This window comes from Herbaspirillum sp. SJZ107 (assembly GCF_006715485.1).
Taxonomy (GTDB): Bacteria; Pseudomonadota; Gammaproteobacteria; order Burkholderiales; family Burkholderiaceae_D; genus Telluria.
In genome coordinates this window covers 686,720-708,964 of sequence record NZ_VFNH01000001.1, presented here as the reverse complement: position 1 = coordinate 708,964, position 22,245 = coordinate 686,720, and the positions used below count along the sequence as shown (strand labels likewise).

The window sequence follows — 22,245 nt, the reverse complement described above, 5'->3', positions numbered from 1 at the left end:
AGTCAAGCGCGCGAGCGGCATGCATATTTATACATCTAATATAGAGCAGTCATTATTGGAAAGCAACTAATTAGATGCCTTATGGCTATTTCTGTGGCATAAGCATTTTCAGCTGCCACCATTGCCGAAATGGACGTGCTGGACCGCGAACTTGATCAGCTCGGCCTGCCCTTCGATGCCCAGCTTGCGTTTGATGTTCAGGCGGTGCGTCTCGACCGTGCGCACCGACAGGTCGAGTTCGCGCGCGATCTGCTTGTTCGACTCGCCGTTGGCGATGTGCTGCAGCACTTCCTGTTCGCGCGTGGTGAGCTGGCTGTCCTGGCCCATGGCGTTATCCCTGGACTGGGCCGCCGGCCGCGCCAGCTGGCGCGCCAGGGCCGCGCTGTAGTAGATGCCGCCCGCCATCACGGTATCGATCGCCAGCACGATGTCCTTGCCGGGCGCGTCCTTCAGCACGTAGCCGCGGGCGCCGGCCTGCATCGCCTGGGTCACGTATTCGAGCTTGTCGTGCATCGACAACATCAGCACCGCGATGCCGGGATGGTGTGCGCTGAGGCGGGCGGTGGCGTCGATGCCGCTGCCGTCGCGCATGGTGATGTCCATCAGCACCAGGTCGATGCCGCCCACGTCGGCCAGGGCCAGGGCTTCGCTGCCGGAATCGGCCTCGGCCACTACCCGGAAGTGCGACACCGCTTCCAGGCGCGCGCGCAGGCCGTCGCGCACCAGCGGGTGGTCGTCGACCAGCATGATGTTGACCAGCGCATGGGCCGGGTCGGTTAGCGTGTTCATCGGGTTCTCCATCTGTTTTCACTCACTGCGCCAGTTCGACGCTGGCGCACAGCGTCGTGCCCGCTGCCGTCGACGAGATGCCGAGCGTGCCGCCGACCGCATCCAGCCGCTCGGCCATGTTGCGCAGGCCAATGCCGCGCTGCGGGTGGGTTTCCACGTCCTGGGCATCGAAGCCGGCGCCGTCGTCGGCGACCGTGAGCCGCACCAGGTCGGGCTCATACCACGTCGAAGCGCGGCTGCGCGTGCGTTCCAGCCGCAGTTCGATGCGATGGGCGCCGGCGTGGCGTTCGATGTTGGTCAGGGCTTCCTGGGCGATGCGGAACAGGACCGTGGACACCGCCGTCGGCAAGCCGTCCAGCGCGCCGTCGGTGCTGAACGCGACCGGCATGCCGCTGTGCTCCTCGAACTCTTCGGCCAGGTGGCCCAGCGCCGCCGCCAGCCCAAGGTCGTCGAGCAGCGCCGGACGCAGGCCGTGCGAGATGCGCCGCACCTCGCCCAGCACCTTGTTCAATTCCTCGGCGGTGCGCTCGAAGCTGGCATGCGCCTTCTGCTGCTGCTCGGCGTTGCCTTTCATGCGGATGATGCCGGCCTCGATCTGCAGCTTGATCGACACCAGCCACTGGCTGATGCCGTCATGCAGGTCGCGCGACAGGCGTGCGCGCTCCTGTTCCTGGCCGTCGACCACGCGCTGGGCCAGCGCCCTGAGCTTGGCGTCGGCCACGCGCGATTCGCTGGCGTTCAGCGCCAGCCCGGCCGCGCCGACCGCCAGCGCCGACAGGATCGCCACGCCGGCGATCCACCACAGCGTGGTCTCGATGTTGCGCGACTGGCGCGCATCGACCTTGTCGAGCGCGGCCTGGACGTCGTCCAGGTACAGGCCGCTGCCCACGATCCAGCCCCAGTGCGCGATCGGCACCACGTAGCCGAGCTTGGGTACCGATTTCCCGGTGGTCGGCTTGATCCAGTTGTAGCGCACCAGGCCGCCGCCCTGGCGCGCCACCTTCACCAGGTTCTGGATCGTCGGCGTGCCGTACTGGTCGCGCAGATCCCACAGGTTGCGCCCGACCAGTTCCGGCTGGCGCGGATGCATCAGGTTGCGGCCCTGCATGTCGTAGACGAAGAAATAGCCGTCGTCGCCGAAGCCGAGCGACTGCAGCGTGCGCTTGGCCTGTTCCAGCGTGGCCGGGTCGCTGCGCCCGGACGCGCTCAGGTGCGCGATGGCGTGCGACGCCAGTTCCACGTAGTGCCTGAGTTCGGCCTGGCGGCTGTCCATGTAGGCCTGCTGGATGGCGGCGCGCTGGTCGTGCGCGAGCGTGACCGCCTGCTGGCGCACGAACAGGGCGATCGCGCACAGGGCCACGATCAGCGGTGCGATCGCCAGGAAAATCACCTTCTGTCTCAACTTCATGCCGTGCGCGCTGTTCCTGCTGTTTTCGTCGTAACATGAAATTGTACGACCGATCAGTTATGCGCGCCCGGCAGTTTGCGGGCCAGGACCTACGTAATGCTACGTAGGGGACTCAGTAATCATGCGCTTGCCGCTCGCAGGCAGGTGCAAGATACTGGCCGATATGCTGCAAAAAATGTAAGCGGATCCCGAATATCCGTGCAGCCGGCCCAGGCCGGTCAACGCAGAAAGTATCTACGGAGGAGTCACAATGAAAAGTCTCAAGAGCCAGCTCGGTTGGGCTGCGCTTTCGCTCGCGGGCGCTGGGTCGCTCGCTTTCGTCGCGCTGAATCGCGGCGAGTCCATCAACGCGGTCTGGATCGTGGTGGCCGCGGTCTGCGTCTACCTGATCGCCTACCGCTTCTACAGCCTGTACATCGCCGACAAGGTGTTCGGCCTCGATGCGCGGCGCCAGACCCCTGCCTACAAATACAACGACGGCCTGGACTATGTGCCGACCAACCGCTACGTGCTGTTCGGCCACCACTTTGCTGCAATCGCCGGGGCAGGACCGCTCGTGGGACCGGTCCTCGCTGCGCAGATGGGCTATCTGCCGGGCATGCTGTGGATCCTGGCCGGCGTCGTGTTCGCCGGCGCGGTGCAGGACTTCATCGTGCTGTTCATGTCGATGCGCCGCGACGGCCGCTCGCTGGGCGACCTGATCAAGTCCGAGATGGGCGAAATCCCCGGCGTGATCGCGCTGTTCGGCACCTTCATGATCATGGTGATCATCCTGGCCGTGCTGGCGCTGATCGTCGTGAAGGCGCTCACCGGTTCGCCGTGGGGTTCGTTCACCGTGATGGCCACCATCCCGATCGCGCTGTTCATGGGCGTCTACTCGCGCTACATCCGCGTCGGCCGCATCGGTGAAGTGTCGCTGATCGGTTTCGTGCTGCTGATGCTTGCCATTATCAGCGGCCAGTGGGTGCACGATTCGCCGACCTGGGGTCCGATGTTCACCTTCACCGGCACCCAGCTGACCTGGATGCTGATCGGCTACGGCTTCGTCGCTTCCGTGATTCCGGTGTGGCTGCTGCTGGCGCCGCGCGACTACCTGTCGACCTTCCTGAAGATCGGCACCATCGCGGCGCTGGCGCTGGGCATCGTGTTCGTCGCCCCGCACCTGCAGATGCCGTCCGTGACCAAGTTCATCGACGGTACCGGCCCGGCCTGGGCCGGCTCGCTGTTCCCCTTCCTGTTCATCACCATCGCCTGTGGTGCCGTATCCGGCTTCCACGCGCTGATCTCGTCGGGCACCACGCCGAAGATGATCGAGAACGAACAGCACGCCCGCTTCATCGGCTACGGCGGCATGCTGATGGAGTCCTTCGTCGCCATCATGGCGCTGGTGGCCGCCTCGACCATCGATCCGGGCGTCTACTTCGCGATGAACAGCCCGGCCGCCCTGCTCGGCACCACCGCCCAGAGCGCGGCCACAGCGGTCTCCAACATGGGCTTCGTGATCACGCCTGAAACGCTGACCCAGATGGCCAAGGACGTCGGCGAGAACACCATCATCTCGCGCGCCGGCGGCGCCCCGACCCTGGCCGTGGGCATGGCGCACATCCTGTCGAACGTGGTCGGCGGCAAGGCCATGATGGCCTTCTGGTACCACTTCGCGATCCTGTTCGAGGCACTGTTCATCCTGACCGCGGTGGATGCGGGCACCCGCGCCGGCCGCTTCATGCTGCAGGACCTGCTGGGCGCCTTCGCCCCGTCGTTCAAGCGTACCGACTCGCTGCCGGCCAACCTGATCGCCACCGGCCTGTGCGTCGCGGCCTGGGGCTATTTCCTGTACCAGGGCGTGGTCGATCCGCTGGGCGGCATCAACACCCTGTGGCCGCTGTTCGGCATCGCCAACCAGATGCTGGCCGGTATCGCGCTGACTCTCGGCACCGTCGTGCTGTTCAAGATGAAGCGCGGCAAGTACGCCTGGGTCACGATCGTCCCGACCATCTGGCTGCTGATCTGCACCCTGACCGCCGGCTGGCAGAAGATCTTCCACGAGAACGTAAAGATCGGCTTCGTCTCGCACGCCAGGAAGTTCCAGGCCGCGCTCGACGGGGGCCAGGTGCTGGCCCCGGCCAAGTCGCCGGAACAGATGAGCCGCATCATCTTCAACGACTACCTCGACGCCACCCTGTGCGCCTTCTTCATGCTGGTGGTGCTGGCGGTGGTGTTCTACGGCCTGCGCACGATCGCAGCGGCGCGCAGGGATAACAAGCCGAGCGTCAAGGAAACCCCGTACGTGCCGGCGCCGGCAGCGGCGTCGGTGGCCGAGGTGCAGTGATGTTCAGCACGCTCGCACAGGCCGGCCGCTACCTCGGGCAAAGCATGCGCCTGATGGTCGGCCTGCCGGAATACGACACCTACGTGGCGCACATGGAAAAGACCCACCCGGGTGAACCGATGATGAGCTACGAGGAATTCTTCCGCGAGCGGCAGGAAGCGCGATACGGCAGCGCCCGCAGCGGCGGCTGCTGTTAGATCGGCTCCGGCCTCACCAACAGAGGGACGCCCAGGCGTCCCTTTCCTTTTGCATTTGCGATAACGCAAACGCCCCCGCATAGCCCTCACCTATAGTCATTTCTTGCGGGAACTTGCCCTCTCGCATGGTGAGCCCGTGCCCGACGGACTCGTATTGCAGCCGAACAGCGCAGCCGAAGTCGATCCGTGCGAGCCATGCCGAAACGCGAACGTTCCAGCCTCAACCAGAAATTGACGAACATGTGCCTGCTGGCTGCGGCCAGCGCACTGCTGGTCGCTTATCTCGCCTTTGCCGTGACCTCGGTGCTGGCGCACCGCCGTGCCGAAACGATGCAGCTGTCGGCGCTGGCCGGCGTGGTCGCCGCCAACAGCGTCGATGCGCTCTCCTTCAACGACCGCCGCCTGGCCGGCCAGGTGCTGGCGGGGCTGCAGGTGCAGGGCAACGTCGGCGCGGCGGTGCTGTACGACCGCAAGGGCCAGGTGTTCGCGTCGTGGCGTGCGCCGCAGCGCAAGGGCGCGTCGGCCTCGGTGTTCAACTATCTGGCCAAGGAGCCGCCGGCGCTGGACGGCCTCGACCCGGCCGCGCTGGAACAGGCGAATGCGGATGGCAGCCTGCCCTGGCTGCGCGCAATGCGCACCTACCGCGCGGTCGGCGGCGCCTCCAGTGCGCCCGATGCCGCACCGGCCGGCGTGGTGATGATCGAGGCCGACCAGCTGCCGATGTGGCTCGACCTGCTGCGCGCGCTCGGCGTGATGGCGGTGGCGATGGGCGCCGCCCTGCTCAGCGCGCTGCTGCAGGCGCGCCGCGTGCGGCGCGGCATCGCCGACCCGATCGGCAAACTGATCAACACCGCGCAGAAGGTCGCGGCCAGCCAGAACTACACGCTGCGGATCGCCCACGCCCGCACCGACGAACTGGGCACGCTGATCGACAGCTTCAACACCATGCTGGCCCAGGTCGAGGGCCGCGGCGCCGCGCTGACCCACCACCGCGACGAGCTGGAACGGCAGGTCTCGGTGCGCACCGAGCAACTGGAACGCGCCAAGAACGCGGCCGAAGCGGCCAGCCGCGCCAAGAGCGCCTTCCTGGCCACCATGAGCCATGAAATCCGCACCCCGATGAACGGCGTGCTGGGCATGACGGAAATGCTGCTCGGGACCGAACTCACCGAGACCCAGCGCAACTACACGCGCCTGGTGAAGCAGTCGGGCGAGCACCTGCTGGTGATCATCAACGACATCCTCGACTTTTCCAAGATCGAGGCCGGCAAGCTGACCGTCGAGTATATCAATTTCAACCTGTGGGACCTGCTCGACGACATCCACACCGTCTACACGCCGCAGGCCGAAGCCAAGAACATCAGCCTGCTGTTCGAGATCGCCAACGACATCCCGGTGGCGATCTGCGGTGATCCGAACCGGCTGCGCCAGATCATGGCCAACCTGCTCGGCAACGCGATCAAGTTCACCAACGACGGGCGCATCCTGGCCAAGGTCCGCGTCGCCAGCGAGGACAGCCAGGCCGTGATGCTGCGCTTCGAAGTGCACGACACCGGCATCGGCATTTCGCACGAGGCGCGCGGGCGCATCTTCGAAGCCTTTTCGCAGGCCGACGATTCGACCACCCGCAAGTACGGCGGCACCGGGCTGGGCCTGGCGATCTCGAAGCAGCTGGTGGAACTGATGGGCGGCGCCATCGGCGTCGAGAATGCGCTGATACAAGGACTGGAAAGCCGCGGCTCGGTGTTCTGGTTCACGGTCGCCTTCGACAAGCGCCGCGTCGATCCGGACGCGCCCGGCGACCACCAGCACACCATCGACGGCTTGCGCGTGCTGGTGGTCGACGAACGCGAGACCAGCCGCGTCGGGCTGCAGACCCACCTCGCGACCTGGCGCGTCGAATGCGACGGCGCCGCCGGCAGCGACGACGCCCTGGCGCGCCTGCACGAAGCGGCGCGCGCGGGCCGCCCCTACGATGCCGCGGTGCTCGACATGGAGCTGGAACACAGCAGCGGCCTGCTGCTGGCGGCCGGCATCAAGGGCGACCCGGCCACCCGGGCCACGCGCCTGATCCTGCTCTCGCCCGAGAAGCTGGCCGCCGATCCGGTGCAGCGGCGCGAGGCCGGCGTGGCCTACCAGCTGATCAAGCCGGCGCGCGCGGCCGACCTGTTCGCCTGCCTGGCGACCCGTCCGCGCGGCCAGGTGGCGCCGGCGCTGCGCTTCACGCCGCCGCAGCCGCTGGCGCGCGACGGCAACAACGGTAACGGCGGCGCCGGCGCGCGGCGTGCCCGCCATGTACTGCTGGCCGAGGACAACCCGGTCAACATCGAAGTCGCGAAGGCGATGCTGGAAAGCCTCGACCTGCGCGTCGACTGCGTCGGCAACGGCGCCGAGGCGGTGCATGCGCTGCAGGCAATGCGCGCCCGCGGCGGCGAAGGTAACAGCGGGGGCGAATACGACGCGGTCCTGATGGATTGCCAGATGCCGGTGATGGACGGCTTTGCCGCCACCGCCGCGATCCGGCGCGAAGAACGCGAGGCCGGACGCGGACGCGTGCTGCCGATCATCGCCATCACCGCCAACGCGCTGCAGGGCGACCGCGAAGCCTGCCTCGCCGCCGGCATGGACGACTACCTGTCCAAGCCCTTCACCCAGCAGGAGCTGGCCGCGGTGATCGGGCGCTGGATCGCGCTGCCGCTGGCAGCCACGGTCCACCACGGCGACGCGCCGCCGCGCCTGCCTTCGGCCTCGGTCGAAGTGATCCAGCGCGAAGTGGTCAACCGCGCCGCGCTCGACAAGATCCGCATGCTGTCGCGCGAGCGCGGCGACGCCCTGGTGCAGAAGGTGATCGCGGCCTACGTCGACGACACCCCGCAGCAACTGAGCACGCTGCGCCACGCCATCGACGGCTTCGACACCGGCAACGTGCGCCGCATCGCGCACACGCTGAAGTCGGCCAGCGCCAATGTCGGCGCCGAGGCCCTGGCCGCGCTGTGCAAGGCGATGGAACAACTGGGCCGCACCGACACCACCGAAGGCGCCGGCGCCATCCTTACCGACATGGAGCACGAGTTCCAGGCCGTCCGCAACTCCCTCACCGCGATGCTTGAGAAGGAAACCTGACATGCCAGCCCATAATGCCACCCAGCGCGCCAGCAAGCCTGCCGTCGTGCTGGTCGCCGACGACGACCCGGTGATGCGCCTGCTGATGGTCGAGATGCTCGACAGCGTGGGCCTCGACGCCATCGAAGCCGAGGACGGCGCCCAGGCGGTCCAGCTGGCGCGCGAGCGCTCGCCCGACCTGATCCTGATGGACGTCGAAATGCCGCACATGGACGGCTTCGCGGCCTGCCGCGCGATCCGCGACGCGGCCAACGGCGCCAGCGTGCCGATCGTGATGGTCACCGGCGGCGACGACCTGGAAGCGGTCACCAATGCCTACGAAGCCGGCGCCACCGACTTCGTGTCGAAGCCGATCAACTGGCCGATCCTGGGACACCGCGTGCTGTACGTGCTGCGCGCCAGCGACGCCATCGTGCGCCTGCGCATCGCCGACGCCCAGAACCGCGCGGTGCTGGCGGCGATCCCCGACACCTTCTTCCGTATGTCGCGCGAGGGCATCTACCTCGACTACGAGCCGGGCCGCGACCACCCCGGCCGCGCCAGCCGCGGACAGCAGCAGCCGCATGGCTACCTGCACGCCTATCCGGTCGACGACTGCGTCGGCAAGCACGTCGCCGAGGTGCTGCCGCCCGAGATCGCCGAGCGCATGCTGGAACAGGTCGAACTCGCGCTGCGGGTGCAGCAGGTGCGTTCGGTCGAGTATGAACTGATCCGCTTCGGCGAAGCCCAGCACTTCGAGGCGCGCCTGGTGGCGACCGGCTCCTCTGAAGTCCTGGGCCTGGTGCGCGACATCAGCGAGCGCAAGCGCGCCGAAGAACAGATCCGGCGCCTGGCCTATTGCGACAGCCTGACCGGCATCCCGAACCGCCAGGCCTTCCTCGAAATGCTGGAACGCGAACTGCAGCGCTCGAAGATCGGCAACAAGAAATTCGCCGTGCTGTTCATGGACCTGGACGCCTTCAAGCGCATCAACGACACCCTCGGCCACGACGTCGGCGACCAGTTGCTGCAGCAGGTGTCCGAGCGCCTGCGCGAGACCATCCGTCCGAGCGACCTGCTGTCGCGCGCCGAACTGGTCACGCGCGCCGCGCCGCTCAACGGCACCGGCACCAACGAGGGCACGAATCTGGCGCGCCTGGGCGGCGACGAATTCACGATCCTGATTCCGGACCTGGAGCGCGTCGAGCATGCGCTGAACGTGGCCCACCGCGTAAAAGATGCGATGCGGCGGCCTTTCCTCATCGAGGGCAACGAGATCTTCGTCACCGCCAGCATCGGCATCTCGCTGTTCCCGGAAGACGGCGACGATTGCACCTCGCTGCTGAAGTTCGCCGACACCGCGATGTACCACGCCAAGAACTGCGGCAAGAACAACGCCAAGCTGTACTCGTCGTCGCTGACGATGCAGATCATGAGCCACGTGAAGCTGGAAGTCGGCCTGCGCCGCGCGCTCCAGAACGACGAGCTGTACCTGCTGTACCAGCCGCAGCTCGACGTGCGCTCGAACGAGATCGTCGGCGTCGAGGCGCTGGTGCGCTGGCGCCACGCCGAGCGCGGCATCGTCTCGCCCACCGAATTCATCCCGCTGGCCGAGGAGACCGGCCTGATCGTGCCGATCGGCGAGTGGGTGCTGCGCACCGCCTGCATCCAGGCGCGCCACTGGCAGAAGCTGGCGCGCCGGCCGGTGCGCATGGCGGTGAATTTGTCGGCCAAGCAGTTCAAGGACGAGAACCTGAGCCAGATCGTGCTCTCGGCCCTGCAGGACACCGGCCTCGATCCGCGCCTGCTGGAACTCGAACTGACCGAAGGCACGCTGATGGACGACGCCAAGGCGACCCTGTCCACGCTCGAGCAGCTGCGCGGCATCGGCGTCCACCTGTCGATCGACGACTTCGGCACCGGCTACTCGTCGATGAACTATTTAAAGCGTTTCGACGTGCGCGCGCTGAAGATCGACCGCAGCTTCATCAGCGGCCTGCCGCAGGATTCCGAGAACGCGGCGATCACGCGCGCCATCATCGCGATGGCGCACGGCCTGAAAATGGTGGTGGTGGCGGAAGGCGTCGAGACCGGGGAGCAGCTCGGCATGCTGGAAGAGTATGGCTGCGACCTGGTGCAGGGGTTCTATCTCGGGCGGCCGGCGCCGGCGGAGACGGTGAGCGGGATGCTGCAGAAGTTGTGGGTGCCTCTGGGGGCGAAATAAGCGCCGTCACCCCAGTTACCCCGTCGTCCCTGCCTCCGCAGGGACGACGGTAACTACCGCGAAAACGTCAACGTATACACCGCCGTCCCCGGCAGCAAAGGCTTCGCCCTCCCCTGCACCCAATCGGCGTGTCCCTTCAAGAAGAACGGCGACAGCGGATGCCCGCTCTGCCCCCCGGGCATGTCGAACAAGCCCTCCTCCTCCCTGCCCGGCGACACCGTCAGCCGCTCCGATTGCCCGAAGCGCGGCCCGGCCACGCGCGGCATGTTGGCGTCGCCCGGCAGCGGGTCCGGCGGCGCACCCAGCCAGCGCGCCAGGAAAGGCAGCGCCATCGTGAACGGATGCGCGATCGCGGCCGTGTTCTTGCGGCCCCAGGTCGCCTGCGCCAGCGGCACGCCGCCGCTCGTCACCTCCATGATCGTGCGGTCGACTGCGGCCAGCTCCAGGTCGCGCCAACTGGCGTAGCCGGCCGGCAGCCAGGCCGCCGGCCGCTCGTCCAGCAGACGCGCCACCACGTCGGACCAGCGCGTGGTCGCTGCCAGCATGGTCGCCTTGGGGTCGAGCGTCTTCATCTCGGCGTTGACGCCGGCGAACAGCAGGTCGTGCAGCGACCAGCGGAACTGCTGCGCCAGGCGGTAGCCGACCGATCCGACGCTGGCGCGGCCGTCCCAGCTGGTCTGCAGCAGGCGCCTGAATTCGAGGCGCTGCGGCTGGCCGGCCACGGCCGCGTCGTCGAGGGCGGCCAGCGCGCGCCGGCGCCACTCGGCCACGTACAGCGCGCGGTCGTCGAGGGCGGCGCCGAATGCCGCCGCTACGTCGGTCTTCGGCCCGAGCTGCGCCAGGCGGTCGCGCAACTGGCGCGTGCGCGCGCCGAGGTCGAAGCCGGCGTCGCCCAGCATGGTGGCCGCGGGTCCGTCCAGCTGGCGGCTGTTGGCGGTCACCAGCTGGCCGCCCGGCGGATTCACCACGCGTGGGTGATCGCGGGGGGCCAGGAAGCCGTCCCAGGTCGGCACCGCGCCGTCCGCCGCCAGCGGGAAAGAGACGCTCGTGCCGCCCTGTGCACGGCGCGGCAGCGCGCCGGCGACGGTCCAGCCGATGTTGCCGCGCGCATCGCCGACGACGATGTTCTGGGCCGGGATGCCGTCCGCCGCCGCCGCGTCCAGCGCCTCGTCCAGCGTGGCCGCGCGCTCCAGCTTCAGGTGGTTCAGGTTCAGCGCGTCGGGTGAATGCGCCACCCAGTGCACGGCGTACAGTTCGCCGCCGGCATCGCGGATCGGCCCCAGGCTGGTCTCGCGCACCACCAAGCGCTCGGCGGCCTGGCCCTTGACCAGGATGGCCTCCACATGCTCGGCCGGCGTCTCCCAGCCCGAAGGCGTACGCACGCTACCCGCGTGCGCAGGGTCTTTCTGAAGCCGCACCAGGTCGAGGGTGTCGGCATAGCTGTTGGTGAAGGCCCAGGCCACCCGGCCGTTGCTGCCGACGATGACCAGCGGCGGCGCGCCCGGCAGGCTGACCCCGACCAGGCGCCGCTGCACGCCGCCTTCGTCAGGAAAGCGCAGCGCCAGCCGGTACCAGATGTTGGGTAATTGCAGGCCGAGGTGCATGTCGTCGGACACGATCGCCGCCCCGCTCGCGGTGCGCGACCCGGCCAGCGCGTAATTGTTGCTGCCGACCCCGTCGGTGAAGCCGATGCCGGCCACCTGGCGCGCCGGCACCGCCTCCTTGCGGCCCCACCAGGCCGGCGCCGTCGCCGGGATCGGGACCGTTGCCAGCGCCAGTGCCGGCGCGTCCAGCGGCGCATCCCAGCGGCTGCCTTCGGGCAGCAGGAAGGCACGCTGGGCCGGGTCGAGATGCCGCGCCAGCCAGCCGCGCGCCAGTTCGCGCGACGGCTGGTTGCCCTGCAAATCGAGGTACATCGCCCACACCACCAGCAGCGAATCGGCCGCCGTCCACGGCCGCGGCGCGGCGCCATTCAACAGGTATTCGAAGGGCCGCGCGCCGAGCGCATCGAGGCCGTCGTTGACGCCGGCGACGTAGCGTTCGATGAAACCGCGTTCCGCCGGCGTCATGTGCTGCAATGCAGCCGCGGCGCGGGCGCGGAAGCGGTGCAGCCGGTGCGCGCGGTCGAGCGGCAGCGCACGCGGCCCGAACAGTTCGGCCAGTTCGCCGGCGGCGCTGCGGCGCAGCAGGTCCATCTGGAAAAAGCGCTCCTGGCCGTGGACGAAGCCGGTGGCATACGCCAGATCGAGGCGACTGGCGCCGCTGATCATGGGCACGCCGTCGGTATCGCGCGCCACCGTGACCGGCGCCGACAGCAGCGGCGCAGAGCGCGTGCCCTCGAGCTGGGGCAGGCTGGCGCGCAGGGTCAACCAGGCACCGAGCGAAGCCAGCACCAGCAGTGCCAGCAAGAGTAACAGCAGGCGCCCGCCCCAGCGCGCCCATCCACGTCCGCGTCCCTGGTTTGGCATCGGCCCGTCCCCTGATCGGAAAAACCAGCATTTTCCCAGAAAATTGCCAGAAGAACCATATTAGCGCAGCCGCTATGCCGTGTCGGTAAATTCCCGCGCAACGTCGAGGCCGGCGCCGACTTGCGAACCCGCCTGCACTGGCATACGCTGAACACATATATACACACGCATGTGTGTTCCGATTCCTGTCCAGGGAGGTTTTTATGCGTCCATTGATACGATACGTGAGTCCGCTACTGGTAGCGCTGCCTGCCCTGGTACTGACCGGCTGCGCGACGCCACAGGAGCGCGCCGCGCAAAAGCAGGCCGAGGCCGAGCAGATGATGGCCGTCTACGGACCGGCCTGTTCACGGCTTGGTTATGCCACTGGGTCCGATCCCTGGCGCAACTGCATCGTCAACCTCAGCACGAAGGACGAAGTGCAGCGTTATGGACCGTATGGCCCTGGCGGTTACTATCCGGGCCGCTGGCGGGGTGGCTTCTGGGGTGGCTGGTAAGGCCGGCATCCGCGGCCTCCGCTGCACCCGGTATGCCATCGAGGCGGTGCGCGCAGTCCAGTTTGGTCACCGCCTCGCGTGACGCCAGCAGGCGCTTCAGCACCTGCTGGATATGGCGCACCAGTTCCGGGTAGCGCGCATCCGGCGGATGGAGGCTGAAGCGCACCAGCGGTTTGTGCGCCAGCATGGCTGCGGTGGCATCGGCCACACGCGGCGACAGGATGCGGCCGCTGCGGTTGCGCGCCGCATACACCATCGACGGCGACAGCACGGCCTTGCCGCTTTCCAGGCAATGGAAGTGGCTGAAGGTGGTCGTGTAGACCAGGCCGGACGCGCGCAGCGCCTGCCATGACCCCTCCCCCAGCAGCCAGGCCGGCGGCACGAAACCCTGCGGGGTCCAGCCGCGCTCGGCAAACCACGCCATGCCGAGTTCGAGACGGCGCCGCGCCTCGGCTTCGTCGAGCGCCGCAAATTCCCCTTCGCGCTGCGTGTACACATTGCGCAGGAAACGTGCACGCAGGCCGCCGCCGTTCGCTTCGGTGTCGAGATGGCTGTAGCCGTGCAGGCACAGCTCGTCGCCGCGCGCCAGGCTGGCATCGAGGCAGGCTTCCATCTGCGCCGACCGTTCGGGCCGGAAGTGGTAATGCGGCACCACCAGCCAGGTCAGCGGAATATCGGCCACCGCGCGGATCGCCTCCACCAGGCGCAGGCAGTCGGGCCAGGTGGCCGGCGCCACGTCGTGGATCGATACGCACAGCAGGGACGGCTGCTGCGCCTGCGCCGACACTGGCGTCGTCAAGGTTTCAATCCGTGACACAGACGCGCCCTCCGGAAAATGCCCCCAGCCGATGGCCGGCCAGCAACAGGTCATAGCGTCCCAGCACCTGCGGCAGGATCGCGTTCCAGTCGTAATGCCCGGCCGCCTTGCGCCGCGCCGCCTGGCCCATGGCCGCCATGTCGCCTTCATAGATCGCCTCGATGGCGCCGGCCAGGCTGTCCGCGCTGTTGGGCTGCGCCAGGATGCCGGTGTCGGCGTCAACCAGCTCGGCCACGCCACCGCCGTTGACGGCCACCACCGGCAGGCCGCAGGCCATCGCTTCGAGGATGATCAGGCCGAAGGTCTCGGCGTCGCCCGGATGGACCAGCAGGTCGGCGCTGGCCAGCAGGCGCGCCAGCTCGCGCTGGTCGCGCTTGAACGGGAGGTGGGTGATCCATGACGCGGGCGCGACCGCTTCGGGCAGCGCGTCGCCGCCACCGACCAGCAGCAGGTGGTAGGGGGCGCCCAGCTTGCCGACTGCCTCGACCAGCACGTCGAGCTTTTTCTCCGGCGTGAAGCGGCCGGCATAGACCAGCAGGCGGCAGTCCGGATCGAGACCCAGTTGCGCGCGCAGCGCGGCGTCGCGCCGCTCGGGGTGAAAGATGACGCTGTCGATACCAAGCGGCTGCTGCACGGCGCCATGCACGCCGATCGATTCCAGTTGCTGCACCATCACGCGGCTGGGCGCCAGCACCAGGTCGAACTGGCGGTACAGGTTGGCGAGATAGCGGCAGGTGCCGCGCGCGATCCAGCGCCCCAGGCGCGGCTGTACCAGGCTGGGCAGGTCGGAGTGATAGAAGGCCACGGCCGGGATGTCGTACTCCTTGCGCATGCGTAATGCGGCCCAGGCGCAATGGCCGGCATCGCCGGCCTCGACCAGGTCCGGCCGTGCCGAGGCCAGCAAGCGCGCCGGCGCCGACACCGACAGCGGCATGCGATAGCCATGGAAGCCGGGCAAGCCAGCAGCGGGAATGCGGATCAGGGCGGCGTCGCCATCGTCGCAGGTATCGACGTTGGGACTCATGATGGTGTGCCGCAGGGCAGTGTTCTGGGTACGGCTGCGGCGCGCCAGCCAGTGTGCCTTGGCGTTCAGGTAGGTGCTGACGCCCCCGCCTTCAGCCGCGTAAAACATGGTGATGTCGACAAGATGCATGCTGGGTTCCGGTCACGATAAAACCCACGATAGCAGTGGAACTGGTCCACAGTTTGCGCACTATCAACCGGAACAGCCACTTCAGCAAGACCGCATCAACATGCTCGAAGCGGTCTCATGTGGGTGACCCATTATGCACTGCGACGATCGAGCATGGCGCGCGCGATGGTGCCGGCGTCCACGTACTCGAGTTCGCCGCCGACGGGCACGCCGCGCGCCAGGCGGCTGACCTTCAGCCCGCGCGCCTTCAGCATCTCGCTGATGTAGTGGGCGGTGGCCTCGCCCTCGTTGGTGAAGTTGGTGGCGAGCACCACTTCCTTGACCGCGCCGTCGGTGGCGCGGCCCACCAGTTTTTCCAGGTGCAAATCCTTGGGACCGATGCCGTCCAGCGGCGACAGCCGCCCCATCAGGATGAAGTACAGGCCCTTGAAGGTCAGGGTCTGCTCGATCATGATCTGGTCGGCCGGCGTCTCGACCACGCACAGCAGCGCGCGGTCGCGGTTCTCGTCCGCACACAGTTCGCACACCTCGGTTTCCGAGAAGGTATTACACATCGCGCAGTGGTGGACCGCCTCCACGGCCTGGTACAGCGCGCGCGACAGCATGGCCGCGCCTTCGCGGTCATGCTGCAGCAGGTGGAAGGCCATGCGCTGCGCCGACTTCGGTCCGACGCCCGGCAGGCGGCGCAGGGCCTCGGTCAGGAAGTCGAGCGATTTGGACACGGGCGCTCCGGACTCAGAACGGCATCTTGAAGCCGGGCGGAATCGGCAGGCCGGCGGTCAGGCCGCTCATCTTTTCCTGGGTGGTCGCCTCGGCCTTGCGAATGGCGTCATTGAACGCGGCCGCGACCAGGTCTTCCAGCATGTCGCGGTCGTCGCCCAGCAGCGACGGGTCGATGGTGACGCGCTTGACGTCGTTCTTGCAGGTCATGACGACCTTGACCAGGCCGGCGCCCGACTGGCCCTCGACTTCGATGAGGGCCAGCTGCTCTTGCGCCTTCTTCATGTTGTCCTGCATGGACTGGACCTGCTTCATCATGCCTGCGAGCTGGTTCTTCATCATGGTGTGTTCTCCAAAAAACGGATGGTTGAAAAGGTTGTGCGGCCAGGCCGCTCAGGTCGCGATCGGACGCACCGAGCCCGGCACCACGAAGGCGTCGAAGGTGCGTGCCATGTCCTGCACGAACGGGTCGGCTTCGACCGCGGCTTCGGCTTCCTGCTGCAGCCGTTCGCGCCTTGCCTTGGCTTCGGCGCTGGCGGTATACCAGACCGGGCCGATCTCGGTATCGAGGTTCACGCGCACCGCCGGGAAGCATTCCTGCAGGGCCGCGCACAGTTTCTCGCTGTTGCCGCTGGCGCGCAGGGTATCGACCGGCACGCGCAGGCGGAAGGTGGCGGACCCGGCTTCGGCCACGCATTCGATCAGTTCGGTCTGCAGCGCCAGTTGCTGCGACACGCCGCGCAGCTGCAGGCCGGCAGCCAGCGCCGGCCAGTTGCCGTCCCAGCCGATCGCCGGCACCGGCGTCACCACGTAGGCGTGCGGCGCCCTGGCCGGGACTGGGTTGCGCACCGGCGGACTGACGGCGGCGGGCGCCTCGGCCGGCGCGGCGGCAGCCACGGCGCTGTCGTCGGAAAATTCGGTGACCCAGGACGGCACGTCATCGTCGGCCACGGCCTGTTCGCCGCCACGCGCATACGCCTGGGCACCGCCCGGAGACTGTGCCTGCGGCTGGCCCTGGTGCTGGCTTTGCGGCTGCGGCGCCCGGCCCATGGCCTGCGGCTGCATCGGGCGGTTCTCGGCGGCGCGGCTGTCCGGCTGCGGACGGGCGCCGGCGCCGGGTGCGTTGTCCCAGGGCGCCGAGGCCGCCGCGGCAGCCGGGCGGGCCGGAGCGGCGGGTGCCGGCGGTGCTGCAGGCGGTGGCGCGGCCGGCTGCGCTGCTGCGGCAGCCGCCCCCGATGCATCCGGCGGACCCGCCGGCGTACGCTTGGGCTGGCCCGGCGACCGCGCGGCGGCGCGCGCCGCTTCCAGCGCGGCATTGATGGCGGCGCGGGCCGAGGTCATGGCCGGGGCCGCGCCTGCCGGAGCCGGCGTGGGGGCCGGCTGGGCGGCCGGCGCATGTGCGGCGGCGGCCGGCGGCGCGGCCGGACGGCCAGGCGCCGGCTGGGCCGCGGCAGCGGCTGCCGCAGCGGCGGCACGGCCCGCACCGCCGTTCGCGGCACCGCCGGCCGGCATGGCGCGCGCCAGTGCCGCCGGCGCCGGCGCGGCCACCTGCTCGGCCCCACCCTGTCCCGGGCGGAACGCCAGCATGCGCAGCAGCGTCATCGTGAAGCCCGCGTACTCGTCCGGCGCCAGGCCGATCTCGTTACGGCCGACCACCGCGATCTGGTAGAACAATTGCACTTCCTGCGGATCGAACAGCGTGGCCAGGCGCCCGATATCGGCCAGTTCGGGCAGGTCGTCCGGCAGCGCCGCCGGCACCGTCTGCGCCAGCGCGATCCGGTGCAGCAGCGTGCCGAGGTCCTGCAGCGCGCCGTTATACGACAGGCTGCGGCTGGCCATCTCGTCGGCCACCGCCATCAGGTCGGCGCCGTCCTGGTTGGCCAGCGCATCGAGCAGGCGGATCAGGTAGGACTGGTCGAGCGCACCCAGCATGCCCTGTACCGCATCCAGCGTGACGGCACCGGCGGCATAGGCGATCGCCTGGTCGGTCAGCGACAGCGCATCGCGCATCGAACCGTGGGCGCCCTGGGCCAGCAGGCGCAGCGCCGGCTGTTCGAAGCTGACGCCTTCCTGGCCGAGGATGTTTTCCAGGTGGCCCACGATGTGGCCCGGCGGCATCTGCTTGAGGTTGAACTGCAGGCAGCGCGACAGCACGGTGACCGGGATCTTTTGCGGATCGGTGGTCGCCAGGATGAACTTCACGTGCTCGGGCGGCTCTTCCAGCGTCTTCAGCATGGCGTTGAAGGCGTGGTTGGTCAGCATGTGCACCTCGTCGATCATGTAGACCTTGAAGCGCGCATTGCTCGGCGCATACACCGCCTGTTCCAGCAGCTGGGCCATCTCGTCGACGCCGCGGTTCGAGGCCGCGTCCATCTCGACGTAGTCGACGAAGCGGCCGGCGTCGATCGCGCGGCAGGGTTCGCATTGGCCGCACGGTTCGGCCGTGATACCGCCCTGCCCGTCCGGCCCGACGCAGTTGAGCGACTTGGCCAGGATGCGCGACAGGGTGGTCTTGCCCACCCCGCGCGTGCCGGTGAACAGATAGGCGTGGTGCAGCCGCCCGGTGCGCAGCGCATGGGTCAGGGCACGGACGACGTGCTCCTGGCCAACCAGCGTTTCGAAGTTCCGGGGACGGTATTTGCGGGCGAGGACTTGATAGGACATGCCGTAATTTTACCGTAGACCGGGGTGGGCGCGGCAACATTAGGAAGGCGCCCGCCGATCCTCTTGACACGGCGACAAAATGACACGGCCACAAGACGTCTGCCGCGGCAGCCGTCTTGCCAGGGGTAACGCCTGGCTTCAGGAGAGCTGCGCGATCTGCCCGGCAGCCGGCGGCGTGGCGGCGGACGCGTCCACGCGGAACACGCCGACCGCGCCGGCCAGCTGCTCCGCCCTTTCCTTCAGGGCAATAGCTGCACCGGCAGCCTGCTCGACGCTGCGCGCGCTGGCACGGGTCGCATCGTCCAGCGCCGTGATCGACTGGCTGATCGCCACGATCTCGCCCGCCTGCGCGCTGCTGGCGGCGCTGATCTCGGCGATGATGTCCGACACCCGGCGCACGCTGGCAACCACCTCTTCCATGGTAGCGCCGGCCTCGCCTGCCAGTGCGCTGCCGGCCTCGACGCGCGCAACCGATGCCTCGATCAATTGCTTGATCTCGCGCGCAGCGGTGGCGGCGCGCTGGGCCAGCCCGCGCACTTCGGATGCCACCACCGCAAAGCCGCGCCCCTGCTCGCCCGCACGGGCGGCCTCGACGGCCGCGTTCAGCGCCAGGATATTGGTCTGGAAAGCGATGCCGTCGATGACGCCGGTGATGTCGACGATGCGGCGCGAGGCGGCGTCGATCTCGTTCATGGTGTCGACCACCTGGCCGACCACCGTCCCGCCGCGCACCGCCACCTCGGCGGCACTGCCCGCCAGCACATCGGCCTGGCGCGCATGCTCGGCATTCTTTTGCACGGTCAGGGTCAGGCCATCCATGGCGTCGGCCGTCGAGCGGATGACCGTGCCCTGGCTGTCGGCATGGCGCAACAATTCGGCGTTGCTGGCGACGATCTGGCCGGAACCCTCGGCGGTGACCTGCACGTTGTCCTTGACCTCGGCCAGGGTGCGCTGGAGCATGCGCATGATGCCGCCCAGCGAACGCGCGCTCTCGCTGGTGGCTGGCAGGTGATCCGGGCGCAGGTCGATCACGCCGGCCTCGGCGGTCATGCCGTGTACTGCGATCCGCAACTCGGCGGCCTGCACCGCTTCCCGCTGCAGCACCGTGGCCAGGTAGCACAGCACGCCGGTCTCGGCAACCACGTAGGCGGCGTGCACCAGCACCGTGCCGATGCCGGGATGGGTCAGGCAATAGGTTGGAAAACCGAGCTGCTGCAGATAATCGAAGCTCAGGTGGTGCACGGCAATGACGCCGGCGGCGGTGACCAGCACCAGCCAGTCGCGGTAGCACAACAGGAAAGCCAGCAGTGCGAATATCCCGAAGTGGGCTTCGGTGCGTCCCAGGGTTTGGTGAATATGCAGCGCACTGAACACCATGAAGGCGACGCCGACCGAGAGGCGGGCCAGCCGTGCGTTGCGGCACAGGCCCAGCAGCAGCGTCGGCACCGCGGCTGCCGGCAAGCCGACCAGCAGCGCCCAGCGCAAGCTGTCATGCAGGCCGGACAACCCGAGTCCGAACAGGAAAAGTCCCCACAAGACCCCGACCATGACGCGGTCGGCGTTCCGATAATTAATGTCCAGTATCTGTCTGACTTCAGCGTTGAGCATGTCTTTCTCGATTGTTACTTTGATGCGGCAAGATGTAATAGTGCCGCCTAGCAACTTACGAGTAAATACATCGACTCCAGAGAACCGTCAGAATAGTCATTTCTGTTGTAGCGCCGCGATAAAACCGCGAAATCTTTCTACAAAATAATGTAAAAAGATACCAAACTGACGGTAGTGACGACGGCGCCGACGATGCCATATGCGCGCGAAGGCAATCAGGCTGGCTCGCCTGGCTGAACTGCAAAACGGGGGAAGATGAAGAGAAGGAAGAAGGCGAGCCTGATCTGCGGCACTTGCGGTGAACGGCTTTGGCTGCTTCGTTCCCGACCTGACCAGGTAAACCATGCCGCAATGCGCAGGGGCCCGCCAGCACTCATTATAACCGACCGCAGGCATCCCGGCAAACACATCGATTGCCAATGGATCAATCCCTGCCGGCGGGCCGGAAACAGGTGTCGCGGGTCGTCCCCGCCGCACCTGTGTTGCCCTAAATATCCTGCTCTACATATATATAGTAGATACCCGACACGGATGGACCGTCAGATACCCAGCTGTTGCCAGATGTCGTCCACGCGCGCCTTGACCTGCGGCGTCATCACGATCGGCGTGCCCCACTCGCGGTTGGTCTCGCCCGGCCACTTGTTGGTGGCATCGATGCCCATCTTGCTGCCCAGGCCGCTGATCGGCGATGCGAAGTCGAGGTAATCGATCGGCGTATTGTCGACCAGCACCGTGTCGCGGGTCGGATCGACACGGGTCGTGATGGCCCAGATCACTTCCTTCCAGTCGCGCACGTTGACGTCCTCGTCTACCACGACGATGAATTTCGTGTACATGAACTGGCGCAGGAAGCTCCACACGCCCATCATCACGCGCTTGGCATGGCCGGCGTACTGCTTCTTCATCTGCACCACCGCCATCCGGTAGCTGCAGCCTTCCGGCGGCAGATAAAAGTCGGTGATCTCGGTGAACTGTTTCTGCAGCAACGGAATGAAGACTTCGTTCAGCGCCACGCCCAGCACGGCCGGCTCGTCCGGCGGTTTGCCGGTGTAGGTCGAGTGGTAGATCGGGTCGCGGCGCATGGTGATGCGGTCGACCGTGAACACCGGGAACCAGTCCTGCTCGTTGTAATAGCCGGTGTGGTCGCCGTAGGGGCCTTCGAGCGCGTGCTCGTAGCCGGACGGGTGCGACTCATCCGGATAGATATGGCCTTCCAGCACGATCTCGGCGGAGGCCGGCACCCGCAGCTCGCTGCCGATGGCCTTGGTGAGCGTGGTGCGCTGGCCGCGCAGCAGGCCGGCGAACTGGTATTCCGACAAGGTGTCCGGCACCGGCGTCACCGCGCCCAGGATCGTCGCCGGGTCGGCGCCCAGCGCCACCGCGATCGGATACGGCTTGCCCGGGTGGGCGATGCAATGCTCGCGGAAGTCGAGCGCGCCGCCGCGGTGCGCCAGCCAGCGCATGATGACCTTGTTCGGTCCCAGCACCTGTTGGCGGTAGATGCCCAGGTTCTGCCGTTTCTTGTTCGGACCCTTGGTAATGACGAGGCCCCAGGTGATCAGCGGCGCAACGTCGCCCGGCCAGCAATGCTGGATCGGCAGGCGGCCGAGATCGACGTCCTGCCCTTCCCACACGATTTCCTGGCAGGCTGCCCCCTTGACTTCCTTCGGCGACATGTCCCAAACCGACTTGACGAGCGAACCGAGGTCCATGATGTCCCGGAAACCCTTGGGCGGCTCCGGTTCCTTCAGGCGCGCCAGCACGTGGCCGATCTTGCGCAATTCGCTGACGTCGTCGGCGCCCATGCCGAGTGCCACGCGCTGCGGCGTGCCGAACAGGTTGGCCAGCACCGGCATCTTGTGCGGCGCGCCGGCCAGACCGGTCGGGTTCTCGAACAGCAGGGCCGGACCGGCGGCGCGCAGGGTGCGATCGCACACCTCGGTCATCTCCAAGTTCGTGGAAACAGGCGCCGCGACACGCTTTAATTCGCCAATTTCTTGCAACTTGGCAATAAAATCACGTAAGTCTGAATAATTCATCAAGTTTTAATTCTTTTTTACATGTTTGTAACGGGTCTAGCAATCTGCGGCAAGTGGTTGATTTGCCACGGAATTGATGAGCTGCGCAACAAAAGTTAGATTTATAAGTAATAACGCACGATAGAGCTAGTATTGACTTGATATAAACGAGCTTCTACAATCCGCCTACCAAGTGAGACAGGCACGTCCAGGACGTGATTTTAGCCGGTCTCCTTCTTACACGGGGTCGG

14 protein-coding genes and 1 other RNA gene are annotated in these 22,245 nt (G+C 67.4%); 4 read left to right on the top strand and 11 right to left on the bottom strand.

What is annotated here, in order from left to right:
• Window positions 1–108: 108 nt before the first annotated feature.
• Together FBX97_RS03135 and FBX97_RS03130 are read right to left on the bottom strand one after the other, a co-directional pair.
• Window positions 109–789 carry a response regulator transcription factor gene (locus tag FBX97_RS03135; protein WP_141828780.1) on the bottom strand — a complete coding sequence of 227 codons (681 nt, stop codon included), beginning with the start codon at window positions 787–789 and terminating at the stop codon, window positions 109–111.
• A gap of 22 nt (window positions 790–811) precedes the next feature.
• Window positions 812–2,197: a cache domain-containing protein gene (locus FBX97_RS03130; RefSeq protein ID WP_141828779.1), complete on the bottom strand. Its 1,386-nt coding sequence runs from the start codon at window positions 2,195–2,197 to the stop codon at window positions 812–814.
• Between the two features lie 250 nt (window positions 2,198–2,447).
• Between FBX97_RS03130 and FBX97_RS03125 the strand changes: the two genes are divergently transcribed.
• The 4 genes from FBX97_RS03125 to FBX97_RS03110 all read left to right on the top strand — a co-directional run bounded on the left by FBX97_RS03125 (window position 2,448) and on the right by FBX97_RS03110 (window position 10,049).
• Window positions 2,448–4,526, top strand: coding sequence for a carbon starvation CstA family protein (locus FBX97_RS03125; RefSeq protein WP_141828778.1), 2,079 nt, complete (start codon window positions 2,448–2,450; stop codon window positions 4,524–4,526).
• On the top strand, window positions 4,526–4,723 hold the full coding sequence (locus tag FBX97_RS03120; protein WP_141828777.1) for a YbdD/YjiX family protein: 198 nt from the start codon (window positions 4,526–4,528) through the stop codon (window positions 4,721–4,723). The genes FBX97_RS03125 and FBX97_RS03120 overlap by 1 nt, the downstream gene beginning before the upstream one ends.
• A 195-nt stretch (window positions 4,724–4,918) precedes the next feature.
• Window positions 4,919–7,846, top strand: coding sequence for a response regulator (locus FBX97_RS03115; protein WP_141828776.1), 2,928 nt, complete (start codon window positions 4,919–4,921; stop codon window positions 7,844–7,846).
• A 1-nt stretch (window position 7,847) separates the two neighbouring features.
• On the top strand, window positions 7,848–10,049 hold the full coding sequence (locus FBX97_RS03110; RefSeq protein ID WP_141828775.1) for a bifunctional diguanylate cyclase/phosphodiesterase: 2,202 nt from the start codon (window positions 7,848–7,850) through the stop codon (window positions 10,047–10,049).
• 53 nt (window positions 10,050–10,102) lie between these two features.
• On the opposite strand, the gene FBX97_RS03105 is transcribed toward FBX97_RS03110, so the two are convergent.
• The 9 genes from FBX97_RS03105 to ubiD all read right to left on the bottom strand — a co-directional run bounded on the left by FBX97_RS03105 (window position 10,103) and on the right by ubiD (window position 22,015).
• Window positions 10,103–12,517 (bottom strand): penicillin acylase family protein, encoded by a 2,415-nt coding sequence (locus FBX97_RS03105; protein ID WP_141828774.1) that lies wholly within the window; start codon window positions 12,515–12,517, stop codon window positions 10,103–10,105.
• Window positions 12,518–12,919: 402 nt separating this feature from the next.
• Window positions 12,920–13,813: a DUF2334 domain-containing protein gene (locus FBX97_RS03095; protein WP_255517269.1), complete on the bottom strand. Its 894-nt coding sequence runs from the start codon at window positions 13,811–13,813 to the stop codon at window positions 12,920–12,922.
• 4 nt (window positions 13,814–13,817) lie between these two features.
• Entirely contained in the window at window positions 13,818–14,984 is a 1,167-nt protein-coding gene (locus tag FBX97_RS03090) for a glycosyltransferase (RefSeq protein ID WP_141828772.1), read from the bottom strand.
• 131 nt (window positions 14,985–15,115) lie between these two features.
• Entirely contained in the window at window positions 15,116–15,706 is a 591-nt protein-coding gene (gene recR / locus FBX97_RS03085; protein WP_141828771.1) for a recombination mediator RecR, read from the bottom strand.
• A gap of 13 nt (window positions 15,707–15,719) precedes the next feature.
• The gene (locus FBX97_RS03080) at window positions 15,720–16,046 is read right to left on the bottom strand and encodes a YbaB/EbfC family nucleoid-associated protein (protein WP_141828770.1); all 327 of its coding nucleotides are present in this window, start codon (window positions 16,044–16,046) and stop codon (window positions 15,720–15,722) included.
• 51 nt (window positions 16,047–16,097) lie between these two features.
• On the bottom strand, window positions 16,098–18,368 hold the full coding sequence (locus FBX97_RS03075; protein ID WP_141828769.1) for a DNA polymerase III subunit gamma/tau: 2,271 nt from the start codon (window positions 18,366–18,368) through the stop codon (window positions 16,098–16,100).
• 138 nt (window positions 18,369–18,506) lie between these two features.
• Complete coding sequence (locus FBX97_RS03070; protein ID WP_141828768.1) at window positions 18,507–19,976, bottom strand: methyl-accepting chemotaxis protein; 1,470 nt, start codon at window positions 19,974–19,976, stop codon at window positions 18,507–18,509.
• Window positions 19,977–20,245: 269 nt separating this feature from the next.
• An RNA gene (gene ffs, locus FBX97_RS03065) (signal recognition particle sRNA small type) lies at window positions 20,246–20,344 on the bottom strand.
• A gap of 171 nt (window positions 20,345–20,515) precedes the next feature.
• On the bottom strand, window positions 20,516–22,015 hold the full coding sequence (gene ubiD, locus FBX97_RS03060; protein WP_141828767.1) for a 4-hydroxy-3-polyprenylbenzoate decarboxylase: 1,500 nt from the start codon (window positions 22,013–22,015) through the stop codon (window positions 20,516–20,518).
• Between the last annotated feature and the right edge of the window lie 230 nt (window positions 22,016–22,245).

Bases quoted from the DNA above. Each gene is read 5' to 3' on its own strand.
- FBX97_RS03135 (WP_141828780.1), bottom strand. From the start codon at position 789: ATGAACACGCTAACCGACCCGGCCCATGCGCTGGTCAACATCATGCTG.
- FBX97_RS03130 (WP_141828779.1), bottom strand. From the start codon at position 2,197: ATGAAGTTGAGACAGAAGGTGATTTTCCTGGCGATCGCACCGCTGATC.
- FBX97_RS03125 (WP_141828778.1), top strand. From the start codon at position 2,448: ATGAAAAGTCTCAAGAGCCAGCTCGGTTGGGCTGCGCTTTCGCTCGCG.
- FBX97_RS03120 (WP_141828777.1), top strand. From the start codon at position 4,526: ATGTTCAGCACGCTCGCACAGGCCGGCCGCTACCTCGGGCAAAGCATG.
- FBX97_RS03115 (WP_141828776.1), top strand. From the start codon at position 4,919: ATGCCGAAACGCGAACGTTCCAGCCTCAACCAGAAATTGACGAACATG.
- FBX97_RS03110 (WP_141828775.1), top strand. From the start codon at position 7,848: ATGCCAGCCCATAATGCCACCCAGCGCGCCAGCAAGCCTGCCGTCGTG.
- FBX97_RS03105 (WP_141828774.1), bottom strand. From the start codon at position 12,517: ATGCCAAACCAGGGACGCGGACGTGGATGGGCGCGCTGGGGCGGGCGC.
- FBX97_RS03090 (WP_141828772.1), bottom strand. From the start codon at position 14,984: ATGCATCTTGTCGACATCACCATGTTTTACGCGGCTGAAGGCGGGGGC.
- FBX97_RS03080 (WP_141828770.1), bottom strand. From the start codon at position 16,046: ATGATGAAGAACCAGCTCGCAGGCATGATGAAGCAGGTCCAGTCCATG.
- FBX97_RS03075 (WP_141828769.1), bottom strand. From the start codon at position 18,368: ATGTCCTATCAAGTCCTCGCCCGCAAATACCGTCCCCGGAACTTCGAA.
- FBX97_RS03070 (WP_141828768.1), bottom strand. From the start codon at position 19,976: ATGCTCAACGCTGAAGTCAGACAGATACTGGACATTAATTATCGGAAC.
- ubiD (WP_141828767.1), bottom strand. From the start codon at position 22,015: ATGAATTATTCAGACTTACGTGATTTTATTGCCAAGTTGCAAGAAATT.